Source organism: Psychromicrobium lacuslunae (assembly GCF_000950575.1).
Lineage (GTDB): Bacteria > Actinomycetota > Actinomycetes > Actinomycetales > Micrococcaceae > Renibacterium > Renibacterium lacuslunae.
In genome coordinates this window covers 1533651-1549590 of the sequence record NZ_CP011005.1, presented here as the reverse complement: position 1 = coordinate 1549590, position 15940 = coordinate 1533651, and the positions used below count along the sequence as shown (strand labels likewise).

Annotated in this window: 15 protein-coding genes; all 15 read left to right on the top strand. The window is 58.3% G+C overall.

The window, feature by feature from the left end; all coding sequences use genetic code 11:
• Window positions 1-4 precede the first annotated feature (4 nt).
• The 15 genes from thrC (at window position 5) to atpA (ending at window position 15932) form a co-directional block, all read left to right on the top strand.
• A complete protein-coding gene (gene thrC / locus UM93_RS07220; RefSeq protein ID WP_045074679.1) occupies window positions 5-1105 on the top strand; it encodes a threonine synthase in 1101 nt (366 codons plus the stop codon).
• Window positions 1106-2095 (top strand): homoserine kinase, encoded by a 990-nt coding sequence (thrB, locus tag UM93_RS07215; protein ID WP_045074677.1) that lies wholly within the window; start codon window positions 1106-1108, stop codon window positions 2093-2095.
• Window positions 2096-2353: 258 nt separating this feature from the next.
• Window positions 2354-4426: a transcription termination factor Rho gene (gene rho / locus UM93_RS07210; RefSeq protein WP_045074675.1), complete on the top strand. Its 2073-nt coding sequence runs from the start codon at window positions 2354-2356 to the stop codon at window positions 4424-4426.
• A gap of 137 nt (window positions 4427-4563) precedes the next feature.
• A complete protein-coding gene (gene prfA / locus UM93_RS07205) occupies window positions 4564-5637 on the top strand; it encodes a peptide chain release factor 1 (RefSeq protein ID WP_045077040.1) in 1074 nt (357 codons plus the stop codon).
• Window positions 5638-5671: 34 nt separating this feature from the next.
• Entirely contained in the window at window positions 5672-6565 is an 894-nt protein-coding gene (gene prmC, locus UM93_RS07200) for a peptide chain release factor N(5)-glutamine methyltransferase (protein WP_045074674.1), read from the top strand.
• Window positions 6562-7560, top strand: a complete 999-nt coding sequence (locus UM93_RS07195) for an L-threonylcarbamoyladenylate synthase (protein ID WP_082057049.1) — start codon at window positions 6562-6564, stop codon at window positions 7558-7560. Before prmC ends, UM93_RS07195 begins: the two co-directional genes overlap by 4 nt.
• Entirely contained in the window at window positions 7557-9368 is a 1812-nt protein-coding gene (locus tag UM93_RS07190) for a glycosyltransferase (RefSeq protein ID WP_045074672.1), read from the top strand. The genes UM93_RS07195 and UM93_RS07190 overlap by 4 nt, the downstream gene beginning before the upstream one ends.
• 111 nt (window positions 9369-9479) lie before the next feature.
• The gene (locus UM93_RS07185; protein WP_045074671.1) at window positions 9480-10595 is read left to right on the top strand and encodes an MraY family glycosyltransferase; all 1116 of its coding nucleotides are present in this window, start codon (window positions 9480-9482) and stop codon (window positions 10593-10595) included.
• A 165-nt stretch (window positions 10596-10760) separates the two neighbouring features.
• Entirely contained in the window at window positions 10761-11249 is a 489-nt protein-coding gene (locus UM93_RS07180; protein WP_157874116.1) for a Cg1360 family ATP-synthase-associated protein, read from the top strand.
• On the top strand, window positions 11242-11556 hold the full coding sequence (locus UM93_RS07175; RefSeq protein WP_045074669.1) for an AtpZ/AtpI family protein: 315 nt from the start codon (window positions 11242-11244) through the stop codon (window positions 11554-11556). Before UM93_RS07180 ends, UM93_RS07175 begins: the two co-directional genes overlap by 8 nt.
• A gap of 103 nt (window positions 11557-11659) precedes the next feature.
• A complete protein-coding gene (gene atpB / locus UM93_RS07170) occupies window positions 11660-12460 on the top strand; it encodes a F0F1 ATP synthase subunit A (RefSeq protein WP_045074668.1) in 801 nt (266 codons plus the stop codon).
• A 112-nt stretch (window positions 12461-12572) separates the two neighbouring features.
• Window positions 12573-12785 (top strand): ATP synthase F0 subunit C, encoded by a 213-nt coding sequence (locus UM93_RS07165; protein WP_199921835.1) that lies wholly within the window; start codon window positions 12573-12575, stop codon window positions 12783-12785.
• 53 nt (window positions 12786-12838) lie between these two features.
• Window positions 12839-13408, top strand: a complete 570-nt coding sequence (locus tag UM93_RS07160) for a F0F1 ATP synthase subunit B (protein WP_045074666.1) — start codon at window positions 12839-12841, stop codon at window positions 13406-13408.
• Window positions 13408-14223, top strand: coding sequence for a F0F1 ATP synthase subunit delta (locus tag UM93_RS07155; protein WP_045074664.1), 816 nt, complete (start codon window positions 13408-13410; stop codon window positions 14221-14223). The genes UM93_RS07160 and UM93_RS07155 overlap by 1 nt, the downstream gene beginning before the upstream one ends.
• A 71-nt stretch (window positions 14224-14294) precedes the next feature.
• Entirely contained in the window at window positions 14295-15932 is a 1638-nt protein-coding gene (atpA, locus tag UM93_RS07150) for a F0F1 ATP synthase subunit alpha (protein WP_045074662.1), read from the top strand.
• The last annotated feature ends 8 nt before the right edge of the window (window positions 15933-15940 follow it).

The following is a 15940-nucleotide window of genomic DNA, read 5'->3' as shown; positions in this document are numbered from 1 at the left end:
AAACATGGCTCAGCAATGGCGCGGAGTAATCCGCGAATACGCCGACCGGTTGCCAGTAACCGAGAGCACCAAGATCATCACCCTGGGGGAGGGGGGAACCCCTCTGGTGGCGGCCAGGGCGCTTTCCGAACTCACTTCTTGCACTGTGTACTTGAAGGTGGAAGGGATGAACCCGACCGGCAGCTTCAAGGACCGCGGCATGACCATGGCGATCACCGCCGCAGTGCAGGCCGGTGCCAAAGCCGTGGTGTGTGCTTCGACCGGTAATACCTCCGCCTCTGCTGCAGCCTATGCAACTGCTGCTGGATTGACCTGCGCGGTTCTGGTGCCCGAGGGCAAGATTTCGATGGGTAAGCTGAGCCAGGCCATTGCCCACGGCGCCACCTTGCTGCAAATCGACGGTAATTTTGATAATTGCCTCGAGGTGGCCCGCAAGCTAGCCGAGGCCTATCCGGTGTTCCTCGTCAACTCAGTGAACCCGGCCAGAATCCAAGGGCAAAAGACAGGTTCCTTCGAAGTTGTGGACGCCCTCGGCGATGCCCCTGATATTCATGCTTTGCCGGTCGGCAACGCCGGCAATATCACCGCTTATTGGAAGGGCTATCAGGAATACGCTGCGCCTTTCCAGACCGAGCATGGCGAACTGCCCGCGGTGGCCAGCAAAACTCCGGCAATGTGGGGTTTCCAAGCCGCCGGTGCGGCACCCATTGTGGCCGGGCATCCGATTGACCAGCCGGACACCATCGCCACGGCAATCCGAATTGGCAACCCTGCTTCTTGGCAGCAAGCAATTGCTGCCCGAGATGAATCTGCTGGTGTGATCGAAGCTGTCACCGATGAGCAGATCCTGGAAGCTCACCGCTGGCTTTCTTCGAAGGAAGGTGTTTTCGTCGAACCGGCCTCTGCTGCCGGGGTGGCAGGCATCCTCAAGAAATATCGTGCCGGAGAGCTCACAGCTGGCCAGAGCATCGTGATCACCGTGACTGGGCACGGCCTAAAGGATCCAGATTGGGCATTGAAGAACCCGGACGGCAGTGCTGTGCAGCCGGAGAAGGTTGAGTTCGACGTTGTCAGTGTGGCCCGCGCGCTCGGCCTGGAAGCTTAAATGTGCCCCTCAGTCGCCGATTCAGTCCCTGCCGAGCTGCCGCTGATTGCTGCCGGGCAAACGGTAACAGTTCAGGTGCCCGCCACTAGCGCCAATCTCGGTCCGGGCTTTGATTCGCTGGGTCTAGCACTGGGTCTCTATGACACTTTGACTGTGCAGACCTTGGATAGTCCTGAATTGTTGTTCGAGCTCAATGGTGAGGGCGCCGATTCGCTGCCGCGGGACGCCTCGCATTTGAGCGTGCGGTGTATTGATCACGCACTCAGTAGCGCGGGCTATGCTCGTGCCGGACTGCGCATCGTGGCGAATAACGTGATTCCGCATGGCCGTGGCCTGGGTTCCTCGGCGGCTGCCATTGTCGCAGCGCTCAGCGCGGCTCATCAACTATTACCTGAACATGCCCGCCCAGGAACTCAATGGATTTTCCAGCATGCCTCCGAGTTAGAAGGACATCCGGATAACGTAGCTCCTGCGCTTTTTGGTGGTTTAGCGATTTCCTGGCAAGAAGAAGATAGCTACCGAACCGCCAAGGTTCAGGTGCACCCCAGCGTTGTTCCGCTGGTTGCCGTGCCTAGTCACGAACTGTCTACCGAAGTCGCCCGAGAGCTGTTACCTTCATCGGTCTCTCATCAAAGTGCAGCCGCGAATTCGGGCCGCTCTGCCCTGCTCATCCACGCCTTGGCGCAAGCACCGGAATTCTTATTCGCCGCCACCGAGGACTATTTGCATCAGGGTTATCGTGCTCAGGCGATGGTGGAAAGCGCTGAACTGATGAGCGCGGCGCGATCGAGACATCTGGCAGCAGTTATTTCGGGCGCGGGGCCGACAGTATTAATACTGACTGCTAACCCCGGAGAAGCAGAATTAGCACAGCAGGTGGCGCTCGCGGCCGGCCGCTCTGAGCCGAGCGAATTCGCTCCGGAAAGTCCCTGGCGTGTTCGAGAACTCGAAATTGACCTGGAGGGTGCTAAAATAGTCATGCATCGGTAGTTATAGCTACCCGCCAAATTTCTTGGTATGACTTTTACCGGCAATATTTGCAGATGCAATACTTCTCGCCACGTCTCAAAGGTGTGCGGAAGTTGTTTCACCTATCAGCACAGAAGTTGCGTTGCAGCTTGCTGAAAATCAGAGCGCCGGGACCGGCTCGCCAGCATCTAGCTGACTGGCCAGAACGCCTGTGAACTGACATCAACCAATGCGATCCCATGGACGCCATGGATCGGTATCGAGGGGGAAGGATCCTTCGTGACAGAAACCACCAGCCTGCCCGCAGGCGTGGACAATGCCAATTCTGAAACTGCCGCTGGCAATGCTGCGGCCCCGGCCAAGAGCAATGGGCTCGCCGGACTGAAATTGGCGCAATTACAGGCTCTTGCAGGCCAGCTCGGAATTACCGGCGGCTCGCGGATGCGCAAGAGCGACTTGGTGACGGCCATCTCGGCCCACCAGCGTGGCTCATCGGTCGCCGATCGCGACACCAAGAGCAATAGCAACGGCCGCGGCAGCAAGGCGCGCCAAAGTCGAGAGCAAGAACAAGAAAAGGCACCAGCCACCGAAGCAGCTCCCGCCGTCGAGGCTGCTTCCAGCGAGTCCGCTGAATCCGCACCGGCAAGCACCGGCCGTGGCCGTGGCCGTAGCCGTCGTGCTGCGAGCGACGGAGTGGTCAGCACTGCCGCCAGCACTGAGAATGTGGAAGCTGCGGTGGAGCAGCCTAGCAATGACTCGGCCAACGAGAATAGCGAGAACGAAGGTGGCCAGCGCCGCCAGCGTGGTCGCAATCGTCGGGACAATAACCGTAATAACACCTCTGCTGAGTCCACCGAGGGCGCAGCTGAGCAAGGCGAAAAAGACGCTTCACAGCAGAATTCTGCCGAGGGCGCTCAGAATCAGAACCGCAATGAGAACCGTCAGGGTCGCGATAACCAGCAGAACCGTGGCGAGAAGAACGACGGCGAAGACCGGGGCAACCGCAACGAGCGCCGTCGCCAGCGCAATGGTCGTAATGACCGCGATAACGGCGGCAACTCCGGCGAGGATCGTGGCAATAACCGCAATGATCGTGGCAATAGCCGGAATGATCGTTACCGTGACCGCAATGATCGCCGCCGCGGCCGCAATCAGGGCCCGGACGTCGACGACGTCGAGGTCACCGAGGATGACGTCCTGCTGCCGGTAGCGGGCATCCTGGACGTGCTGGAAAACTACGCCTTCGTGCGTACCTCCGGCTACCTGCCCGGACCGAACGATGTTTATGTTTCGCTGGCTCAGGTCAAGAAGCACAATATGCGCAAGGGCGACGCCGTGGTCGGTGCGATCCGTGCGCCACGCGAGGGCGAGGACCGGAACCAGAATCAGCGGCAGAAGTTCAACGCTCTGGTGCGGGTAACTAGCGTCAATGGCAAGAACCCGGAAGAACTCAAGGACCGGGTCGAGTTCACCAAGTTGGTGCCCTTGTACCCGACCGAGCGCTTGCGCTTGGAGACCGATCCGAAGAAGATCGGCCCTCGAGTTATTGACTTGATCGCCCCGATCGGCAAGGGCCAGCGTGGTCTGATCGTTTCCCCGCCGAAGGCCGGTAAGACACTGATCTTGCAGTCCATCGCCGAGGCGATCACTACCAATAACCCCGAAGTTCATTTGATGATGGTGCTGGTTGACGAGCGGCCAGAAGAAGTCACCGATATGCAGCGCACCGTGCGCGGCGAAGTGATTGCTTCGACCTTCGATCGCCCGGCCGATGATCACACTCAGGTCGCCGAGCTGTCGATTGAGCGCGCTAAGCGACTGGTCGAAATGGGCATGGACGTCGTCGTGCTGCTTGACTCGATGACCCGTTTGGGCCGGGCCTACAATAACTCGGCACCTTCTTCCGGACGTATCCTCTCCGGTGGTGTGGACGCCGCTGCGCTCTACCCGCCGAAGCGTTTCTTCGGTGCTGCTCGCAATATCGAGAACGGCGGTTCGCTGACCATCATTGCCAGTGCCCTGGTGGAGACCGGTTCCAAGGCCGACGAGGTCATCTTCGAAGAGTTCAAGGGTACCGGCAACTCCGAGTTGCGGCTTTCCCGTTCGCTGGCCGATAAGCGCATCTTCCCGGCGGTGGATGTTAATGCATCCAGCACCCGTCGCGAAGAGAACCTGCTCTCCCAAGAAGAGGTCAAGATCATGTGGCGTCTGCGCCGAGTGCTCTCCGGCCTCGAGCAGCAGCAGGCGCTAGAGTTGCTGACCTCCAAGCTGCGTGAGACGCAGAGCAATGTGGAGTTCCTGATGCAGATTCAGAAGTCGACGCTGAGCGCTAAGTCCGACGACGATAAGTAGCTAGCTTTATCCCAGCTGTCCCACTGAGTGTGGCTAGAGTTACTCAAGTGAAGAGAAATCCTTCACTTCGGTAACTCGGGCAACATTCAGTGGGGCAGCTGGATTTGTTTGGAATTCCTGACGCGGAAGGTTATGAGATGTTTGAGTCCATCCACGGGCTATTAGAAGAGCATGCTGAGTTGCAGCTGAAGCTGAGCGACCCCGCTGTGCACGCAGATCAGGGTTTGGCTCGTAAGCTTGGCCGACGCTATGCCGAACTGAGCAATATCGTGGAAGGCAATCACCAGGTTCAGCAGCTCAGCGATGACTTGGCCGCCGCTCGTGAGATGGCCTCAGAAGACCCTGAGTTTGCCGCCGAAGTTCCAGAGCTCGAAGAGCAACTCGCTGCCGCGCAGGAGAAATTGCGCCGACTGTTGATTCCGCGTGATCCGGATGACGCTCGTGATGTCATTCTGGAAGTCAAAGCCGGCGAGGGTGGCGATGAATCGGCACTATTCGCCGCCGATTTGGTCCGGATGTACACTCGCTACGCCGAGACCAAGGGCTGGAAAACCGAAGTTATCTCGGCTACTGAGTCAGACCTCGGTGGTTATAAAGATATTTCCATTGCGGTCAAGGGCCGCTCGAATGATCCGGCCGAAGGTGTCTATGCCTCGCTGAAGTTCGAAGGTGGCGTGCACCGGGTTCAGCGGGTACCGGTGACCGAATCGCAGGGCCGGATTCACACTTCCGCCGCTGGCGTGCTGGTGCTTCCCGAGGTTGATGAACCCGAAGAGGTGGAGATCAACCAGAACGATCTGAAGATCGATGTCTATCGTTCCTCCGGTCCGGGTGGTCAGTCGGTGAATACCACTGACTCCGCGGTGCGAATTACTCACTTGCCCACCGGCATTGTGGTGGCGATGCAGAATGAGAAGTCTCAGTTGCAAAACCGCGAAGCCGGTATGCGCGTGTTGCGGGCTCGTATTCTGGCCCATCAGCAGGCTGAAATCGATGCCGCGAACTCTGCGCAGCGAAAGTCCCAGATCCGCACTATGGATCGTTCCGAACGGATTCGCACCTACAACTTCCCGGAAAATCGAATTGCCGATCACCGCACCGGTTACAAGGCGTACAACCTGGATGCCGTGATGAACGGCGATCTGGAGCCAGTGATTCAATCGGCTATTGAGATGGACGAGCAATCTCGGTTGGATGCCCTCGGCGAGTAGATTTGACGATCATCCGAGGTGACTGGTGAACGAGATGGATCTCACTGATAGCTTGGAACTGGCAGATTCGATCCGCCAGGCGACGGCGCAGCTGACCGCAGCGGGCGTGCCAAGTCCACGAATCGACGCCGAATTATTGGCTGGCCATTTGCTCGGATTGTCGCCGGGGGAGCTCCGGGCCGCAGCGCTGCGTGGAGTGGCAACGCCAGTCGGTTATAGCGAACTTATTGCCGAGCGCGCCAAACGATTGCCATTGCAACACCTCACCGGCAAAGCTTATTTTCGACAGTTAGAACTGGCGGTTGGTCCTGGTGTTTTTGTGCCCAGACCTGAAACCGAGAGCGTAGCTCAGCTGGCTATTGATCAAGCCTTATTGCTCGATGCTGCGGTAGTCGTCGACCTCGGCACCGGATCCGGAGCGCTGGCCGCCGCAATTGCCTCCGAAGTCACGGGCTCGAAAGTATATGCCGTCGAGCTTTCCGAACTCGCCCATGCCTGGGCGGCTCAGAACCTGGCCGGGCACTCGGTGGAACTGCGACTGGGTGACCTGCGGACGGCTTTCCCCGAACTGAACGGCCAGGTGGACGTGGTGGTCAGCAATCCACCCTACATTCCGGCCGATGCGGTACCGAATGAGCCTGAAGTCGCCGAACACGATCCGGAGATCGCTCTTTACGGCGGCGGGATCGACGGCCTTGAGCTGCCGGCCGCGGCCTTGGTTAGCGCTGCGCGGTTGCTCAAACCGGGTGGCTACTTCGTAATGGAACATGCCGAGGTGCAGGCTGCCGCAATCCAGCGGCTGTTTCAGCAGGCCGGATTTACTCAGGTGCAAGGGCATCGGGATCTGGCGGGTAAGGATCGGGCGACCAGCGGACAAAGTAGCGTTGACCAGCAAACTAGCGGACATGATGAAAGAATGACTCAGTGAGTACCATCGTTTACGACTGCACCATCGAATCTCAGCGCGCCGAGGGACTGCAACATGCCCAGAAAGCGATTGCTCAGAAGCAGACGGTGGTGATGCCTACGGACACCGTCTACGGCATTGCCGCCGATGCCTTCTCGCCGGTTGCGGTAGCTACTTTGCTTGCCGCGAAAGGGCGCGGCCGTTCGATGCCGCCGCCAGTGCTGATCCAACGGATTCAAACCATGGACGGCTTGGCGACCGATATTAGCGAGGACGCGCGCAAACTTGCCGATGCTTTCTGGCCGGGCGGATTGACCTTGATTTTTCATGCTCAGCCCAGCTTGGACTGGGATCTAGGGGAGACCTTCGGCACCGTAGCACTGCGGATGCCCGACGATGCTCTAGCCCTAGACTTGCTCACCCTGACCGGGCCGCTTGCGGTTTCTTCGGCCAACCGCACCGGCCAGCCAACACCAAGCACCGCCGCCGGTGCCCGGGAACAGCTGGGCGAAGTGGTCGAGGTTTACCTGGGTGACGGTGAACGTCCCAAAGTGGCCACGGGTGCCGAGAGCAGCGCCGAGGAGGCTGAGGCGCAGAGCCTATCGTCGACAATTGTGGATGCCACCGGGGAGCAACTTCGAGTGGTTCGCCGCGGCGCAATCACGCTCGAACAGTTGCGCGCGATTGTGCCGAGCGTCTTGGACATCGGCGAGGAACCCGCGGCTGAGCCAATAACAGAAGACACTGCTGACACCGTTGATTCTGTCGATTCCTCGGTCGAGCAATCAGCTGATCCCGGGGAGTCGGTCGAATCAGTTGAGTCTGCTGACTCCACGGAACCAGCCGATTCAGACATCTCACAAGAATCAGTAGACCGTGAGAAGAGCCTTAACGAACTGGAAGAGGCAATTAGCGCCGCTGAGAAGTTGCAAGCTGGGGTGGAAACTCCGAGCGAGGCAGCGGTAAAGCAGGTAACGCAGAGCGATAACAAACCCACGCAAAGCGAGAGCGCATGAGTTCCACCCGCGTCGTTGCGGTGCTGGTGAGCTTCAACCGGGAAGAACTGCTACGCAGGGCAGTCGAATCGATCTGCCGGGCCGTTCGGCTGCCGGACGCTTTGGTGATTGTCGATAATGCCTCCACCGATGGCTCGGTTGACTATTTACGTTCACTCCAATTGCCCTGTGATTACGAACTGGTGGAACTGACAAAAAATACCGGCGGTGCTGGCGGCTTCACGGTCGGAATGGCACACGCATTGGCCAATCATCGGCCAGACCTGCTCTGGATCATGGACGACGATACCGAGCCGCACCGCGAGACGCTGAGCGAAGCTTTAGAGCTTTGGCAGAACTATCCGGCCGCCGAGACCCCCGCACTGATCGCCAGCCGGGTACTGTGGACCGATGGCCGGGAGCACCCGATGAATTCGCCGCGAACCCGGGTAGGTGCTTCAGCAGCGCAGAAGTCTCGGGCGGCTAAGTTCTCCGCTCGGCCGATCCGTTCGGCGTCATTTGTTTCACTTTTTGTCTCCGCGGAGGCAATTCGTCAGGATGGTTTGCCGATCGTCGACTACTTCCTCTGGAACGACGACTTTGAATTTACCGCCCGGCTGGCCAGGCACCGAACGGCTCTGGCGAGTGAGAAATCTGTGGTCAGCCATCACACTAAAGTCTTCGATTCGAACACCGTCGATATTGGTGAGCGTTTCTTTTTTGAGGTACGCAATAAGATCTGGACGTTTAGCAGGTCTTCGGCGCTGACCACGGGGGAGCGCCTGCTCTACGGTGGTTCGAGCGTGCGCCGCTGGTTCTCCATGGTGCGGCGAAGCTCTTCTCGGGCGGCGGTGCTAAAGGCAGGATGGCGGGGCCTGCGGGACGGCTTGTTGAGCCAGCCACGCAGCAATGAACAGGCGCTGGCCGGAGTCCATCAGCTACCGGCCTGGAAGCTTCAAGTCTCAGCCGATCAAGTGGCTGACTTTTCGGTGCTAATTCCGGTCTATATCGGTGACGAGGCGAACCGGTTCCGGCGTGCCTTGGATTCGGTGACAATTGAGCAGCACCGGCAGCCCGCTGAAGTGGTGATTGTGCAGGACGGCCCGGTCGATGCACGGATAGCGGAGCAGATCACAGAAGCCGAGGCCCGGCTGGCCAACGTCAAAGTGGTGCGGTTGCCGCAAGCGGGCGGGCTGGCTCGAGCCCTGGATGCTGGTTTGGCCGAATGCAGTCACGAATTCGTGGCCAGGATGGACGCCGATGACGTTTCACGGCCGGAACGCTTCGAACTTCAACTGCCCTATTTGGAGTCCGGTTATGACATTATCGGCTCGGCGCTTGAGGAAATCGCCGAGGATGAATCGAATAGTCTGGCTTACCGACCGGTGCCACTGGATCAGCAACAGATTTTTTCCGGCTCCAGCTTCCGCAGTCCTTTCCATCACCCCACTGTGGTGTACCGCAAGAGCGCGGTGCTTGAAGCCGGTGGCTATGGTGCGATGGCGAGTGTCGAGGATTACTGGCTCTGGTTGCGAATGCTGCATCGCGGTGCCAAGGCCGCTAATCTATCGCAGCCATTACTGAAGTACCGGGTTTCCGCCGGGGCTTATCACCGCCGAGGCGGTAAGGAAATGTTCAGTGCGGAGCTCCGACTGCAGGGAAAAATGCTCAAAGCAGGCTATATCGGGCCGCTACGCTGGTTCGGCAATGTGCTGGTACGCGGCGGATATCGCTTGGTGCCAACCTCGCTGCGCAAGATTGGTTATCGCGGTGCTTTCACTCACGCTCCGAGCGCTGCTGGCCGTCCTGCCGACTCACCGGAGCGCTGAGCAGCGGGTGTCTCAGCGGAACAGTGGCAGAATTGACGGCATGACTTCAGATGTCTGCTCGCGCCTTGCGGCAACCATCACCCGGCTCACCGGGGTTGGAGTCTCAGCTCAATGACAATCTACTTGTTGATGATGGCGCTGGCCGCCGTATCGTCTTATGCCGCCACCTGGGGCGCGCGCTCTCTGGCCAGGAAATTCGAGGTCTACACTCCGATCCGAGAACGAGATGTACATTCGGATCGGGTTCCAAGGCTGGGCGGCCTGGGCTTATTCATTGGTTTCGCCGTGGCGTTGGCAGTCTCGTCACAGACCTATTTTGTGAAAGGTGTCTTCAAAGATACCTACAGCCCGTGGGGTGTGCTGTTGGGTGCAGCAATTGTGGTTGCGGTCGGCATTGTCGACGACATCATTGACTTACGCTGGTGGGTCAAGATGATCGGGCAGATTGTCGGTGCCAGTGCAGTGGCTCTTTGGGGTGTAAGACTTTTCGTCTTCCCGTGGCCCGGTAAACCATTGCCGATTGAATCGCCAACACTGCGGATTTTTCTGACTGTGTTCTTCATCGTGCTGGTGATGAACGCCTTTAACTTTGTGGACGGACTTGATGGCTTGGCCATCGGCGTTGCCGGCATCGGCGGCCTGGCTTTTTTCATCGCTTCCTATTGGGTTCGTCGTAGCTCGGCGGCCACCGATTGGTACGACCTTTCCACTCTGCTGATGGCGCTACTGGTAGGTATCTGCGTGGGATTCCTGATACATAACTGGCACCCGGCCAAGATCTTCATGGGCGACTCCGGCTCTATGCTAATCGGCCTGCTGATGGCTTCGGCAAGTATTGCGGCCTTGGGATACAACCCAGATACCGTCAGCAGTGGCTTCTATAATCGAGTCGGCGGTGTTTCCGCGATTGTGCCGATCGTTTTGCCGATCGCCATTCTCCTAGTGCCCCTGCTGGATCTTGGCCTGGCCGTGGTCCGTCGTACCATGGCGGGTCGTTCGCCGTTCTCGGCTGATCGTGGGCACCTGCATCACCGCCTGCTTGACCTTGGCTATTCGCATCGTGGTGCGGTGGTGCTGATGTACTCCTGGACCTTTGTGCTGGCTTTCGGCGGCATTGCCTTCGCCTTCTTTCCTTGGCAGTGGGTCATCGTGGTTGATGTGCTGGCAGCATTATTGATGGCCTGGGTGACCATCACGCTGGCCAAGGGGCCGGTAAAGTCCGAATAAACCTGGTTCCGAGATCGGTAATAGCTGGATTGTCCGCGATCAGCTCTTGTGGTCAAGAGCACTGTTCTATCTCGTGTAGAATTTATAGTGCGTTGCCAGCAAATCCTCAGCAACGCTCCTGTTTCGCTGGCTTCCAGACCAAAGCCTGAACTAGATTGGGTTCCAATGACTGACTCCCACACCGCCGGTGGTGCTTCGACGCCCTCGCGGATTGAGCCGTCTGGCCCCACTGCGTCTCCCTGGTTGCGGATTCTGATCCGCTGCTTGATCTGGACCGTCTCCGCAGTTGTGTTGGTCGCTGTAATTTCGCTCTTTTTTGCTGGTGGCTCCGGCTTATTGAGTGCTTTCTTTGGCGGCGGAATGGTCATCATTTTCTTTACCATCTCGCTGCTGATCGGCCATTTTGTTGGTCGCAAGAATCCGACCGGTGCGCTTGGCGCGTTCGCGGTCGCCTATGTCGTGAAGTTCGTCGGCTTTGCCGCATTGCTCATTACAATCGGTGCGCCGGAATGGTTAGACCGCCTGTGGTTTTTTGTCGCCGCGCTCGCCTCTGTGTTGATCTGGCAAGCCGTCGAGGTCATCGTTTTCTCCCGTACCAGACAGCAAATTTTCAACGAGCCAAACGCGCCGGGGGTGACTTCGGATCATGACTAAGCGGAACGCAGGGGAGCGCAAGGGCTCCGAGAAACCTCCCTTGATCTCAGCAGCCGCTGGTGGCACCGATGCCGCCGAGGGCAGTACCACCTACAACGCCGGGATGACCGTCTTCAGCTACATTCTTGGCGGAATCGTGGTCTGGAGTTTGATAGGGTGGGGGTTGGACGCTTTGTTCAAAACTCAGTGGATAGTGCTTGTCGGTGCTCTCGTTGGGCTCGCCGGAGGGCTTTATCTATCCTTTGCGCCGAGGTTTCGCAGCCAGCACGTCAAAGAAGATGTGAACGGTAAGAGTGATCGGTCGTGATGAGACAGTCTTATCTGGCACGTTTTGAAAAATCCATAAACGAATGTTGCTCCGCCGCATTCAAGATCTTGCCCAATGAAGGACACTGCAGAGAGGAAACGCGTTGAACGCGCTTATGCTCCCCGCCGAGGAATCGTCGAACGGCGAATTCAACCCACCGGGAATCGACGACGCTGGCCTGCCCGGCGCCTGGTTCGCCTGGGATGGCATCGGTAAATATCACGTCCTGATTGTGCTCTCGGTCATCCTCATTGCTGTTTTCTTCCTGGTCGCTGGCCGGAAGAAGCAGCTTGTCCCTGGTCGGCTGCAGTTCGCCGGCGAGATCGCCTACGGCTTTGTGCGGAACTCCATCGCTAAGGACATCATCGGCGGTCGTGACTTCATTAAATATGTGCCGATGCTGTTCACTTTGTTCTTCTTTATCGTGGTGAATAATATGTTCGGCGCGATCCCGATCGCTGAGATTCCTACCTTCTCCCATGTTGGCGGTGCCTATGTGCTGGCTGGCGTGGTCTACCTGACCTGGATCATTCTAGGTATTAAGAAAAACGGCTTCCGGTACTTCAAGCTCTCGGTGGTTCCGTCAGGGGTTCCTGGCTATTTGCTGGTGATGGTGGTTCCGATCGAAATCATCTCGAACTACTTGGTCCGTCCGATGACTCACTCCTTGCGTCTTTTCGCCACCATGCTGGCCGGACACATGATCGTGCTGATGGCGGGTTATGGCACCGAGTTCTTGATTATGCAGGAAAACGTGCTGTTGAAGGGTGCCTCGCTTCTGGTGATTGCCGGATTCCTGGGCATGTACTTCTTGGAACTGTTGATCATGTTCCTACAGGCCTACGTGTTCACCCTGTTGACCGCTACTTATATCGAGGGTGCCATCCACGCGGATGCGCACTAACGTTCTATCTAAAAGGATTCCCGACCGGGATATCTCCAACAACCTACCGTCATGGTGACGGTATCTTGAAAGGAAAATCATGATTCAAGCAGCTGAGGCTCTCAACGGCACTATCGAACTCACTGGCTCTCTCAACATGATCGGTTACGGCCTCTCCGCTATCGGTGGCGGTATCGGCGTGGGTCTGGTGTTCGCCGCTTACGTCAGTGGCGTTGCTCGCCAGCCGGAGGCACAGCGTGTGCTGCAGCCCATCGCCTTCCTTGGTCTGGCCTTCACTGAAGCGCTCGCGATCCTCGGTTTGGTCTTCGCGTTCATCATCAAATAAGTCCAAGGTCAATGCCGTTGGACTTAGTCCACGCAGATAAGGAGAGGTAGCAGGTGGGTAACCTCAATATTGTCGCCGCCGGCGGTGGAGAAGGTGTCAATCCAATTATTCCCAATATCTGGGATATGGGGTTGGTACTCCTCGGCTTCGCGATCCTGCTCTTCATTGTGGTCAAATTCATCGTTCCGATGTTTGAGAAGACCTTCGCCGAGCGCACTGAAGCCATTGAAGGCGGCATCGCCAAGGCTGAGCAGGCACAGGCTGAAGCTACTGCCGCGCTCGAAGAGTACAAGCAGCAGCTACTAGATGCGCGCACTGAAGCGAATCGTATCCGGGAAGAGGCTCGCGCCGAAGGCTCCCAGATTTTGGCTGATTTGAAGGCCAAGGCCGCTACGGAATCCGCCCGCATCACCGAGCAGGCTCATGCGGCTATTGCCGCCGAGCGTCAAGCTGCGGTCGTTTCGCTGCGCACCGAGGTTGGTAGCTTGGCCACCACCTTGGCCGGTCGCATCGTCGGCGAGTCTCTCGATGACGACGCCCGCTCGGCTCGCGTGGTTGATCGCTTCCTGGCCGATTTGGAAGATCACAGCGCCGCGAGCAATACAGAAGGTGCGAAGCAGTAATGGCCGGAGTATCGAGCGCTTCTGAAGCCAAGGTTCTGGGAGACCTGGAGCCGTCACTGGCTACTGCCTCGCTGTCTTTGGCGGAGGAACTGTTCGCCGTACTCAGCACGCTGGATTCCTCCGCTGGGCTCCGTCGAGCTTTAACCGACCCGTCAAGGGATGCGGCCGCCAAGAGCGGTCTGCTCGCCTCGCTGGTGGGTGGCAAAGTTTCTGCCGAGACCGAAAAGATTGCTGACTCGCTGGCCACCGAACGCTGGGCCACGCCGCGCGATCTTGGTGATGCGCTGGAGACAGTTGCAGCCACGGTGGCTATCGCGGTGGCGGAGAACTCGCAAGACGGAGCCGCTGGTCTGGAAAGACTGGAGAACGACTTGTTCTCCTTCAACCAACAGGTCGATGCTAGCCACGAGGTGCAGCGAGCACTGAGCGCCCCGCAGGCTAGCAACGCAGCTAAGGTCAAGCTGGCCTTGGCTCTGGTGCCGCAGGCTGGTGATGCCGCGAAGCTGCTGATCAGCCAGGCGGTTAGCAACCCCCGCGGGGTTCGGCCGGCCAAGCTGGTGGAACGGTTTGCCACTTTGGCAGCTCGGCGTCAGGAACGCTGGATTGCCGTGGTTACAGTGAGTCATCCGCTGAGTGAAAGCCAGCAGAGCCGTCTTGAAGCAGGGCTGAACAAGCTTTACGGACGCGAACTCAAAGTCAATATCAGCGTTGATCCGACGCTCATTGGCGGAGTGCGTGTCAAGGTGGGCGACGAAGTGGTTGACGCTACTGTAATCGCCCGTCTGGGAGAACTTCGTCGGCAATTAGCCGGCTAAAGAATAATGAGGAAGTACACAAAGGCGCACCGCAATGCGGTCGCCGTGATTGAGGAGAGCAGGGACTGCAGATGGCCGAATTGACCATCAACGCCGACGACGTGCGTAATGCGTTGAACGAGTTCGCGGCGTCCTACGAGCCTGGCAACGCAGAACGTGTCGAGGTTGGTCGGGTTACCACCGCCAGCGACGGCATCGCCCGGGTCGAGGGACTTCCCTCGGTCATGGCGAACGAACTGCTGCGCTTTGAAGATGGCACCCTGGGCCTAGCCCAGAACCTTGACGTTCGGGAGATCGGCGTCATCATCCTTGGTGACTTCACTGGTATTGAAGAAGGCCAGGAAGTTCACCGTACCGGTGAGATCCTCTCCGTTCCGGTGGGCGATGCCTTCCTGGGCCGGGTCGTCGATCCGCTCGGTGAACCAATCGATGGTCTCGGCGAGATCAAGGCCGAGACCACTCGTGCCTTGGAACTCCAGGCTCCCGGTGTAACTGAGCGTAAGTCGGTGCATGAGCCGCTGCAGACCGGTCTGAAGGCTATCGACGCGATGATCCCGATCGGTCGCGGTCAGCGTCAGCTGATCATTGGTGACCGTAAGACCGGTAAGACCGCGATTGCTGTTGACACCATCCTGAACCAGAAGGCTAACTGGGCCTCGGGTGACGTCGAGAAGCAGGTCCGCTGCATCTACGTCGCTATCGGACAGAAGGCTTCCACCATTGCCGAGGTTCGTCAGACCCTCGAGGACAATGGCGCCTTGGAGTACACCACCATCGTGGCCTCCCCGGCTTCTGACCCTGCCGGCTTCAAGTACCTGGCGCCCTACGCCGGTTCAGCCATTGGCCAGCACTGGATGTACGGCGGCAAGCACGTTTTGATCATTTTTGATGATCTCTCCAAGCAGGCTGAAGCTTACCGCGCCGTGTCGCTGTTGCTTCGCCGCCCGCCGGGACGTGAAGCCTACCCGGGCGATGTGTTCTACTTACACTCCCGTCTGCTGGAACGTTGCGCTAAGCTCTCCGATGATCTCGGTGCGGGCTCGATGACCGGTTTGCCGATCATCGAAACCAAGGCAAATGACGTCGGCGCGTTCATTCCGACCAACGTGATCTCGATTACCGACGGCCAGATCTTCTTGCAGTCCGACCTCTTCAACGCCAACCAGCGTCCCGCTGTTGACGTGGGCATCTCGGTGTCCCGTGTTGGCGGCGCCGCTCAGGTAAAGTCAATGAAGTCGGTTTCGGGTACTTTGAAGCTTGATCTCGCGCAGTACCGCGATATGCAGGCCTTCGCAATGTTCGCTTCCGATTTGGACGCCGCTTCACGTCAGCAGCTGACCCGTGGTGCCCGGCTGATGGAGTTGCTCAAGCAGCCTCAGTACACCCCGTTCCCGGTTGAGGAGCAGGTCGTCTCAATCTGGGCCGGTACCAAGGGCTACTTGGATGATGTCCCGGTAGAGGACATTAACCGCTTTGAGGCGGAGTTCCTAGAACACCTGCGGCATACTTCGGGGATTCTGACTACCTTGGCGGAGACCAAGAAGTTGGAAGACGACACGGTGGAAGCACTCAAGACCTCAATCACCGACTTCAAGCGCGGTTTCTTCGGTGACGGGGATAACCACTTGGTTGGCGCCGGTCACGAAGAGTTCGATGCGCTTTCCGAGTCCGATGTTGATCAGGAAAAGATCGTCAAACAGAAGCGCTAACGAGTGGG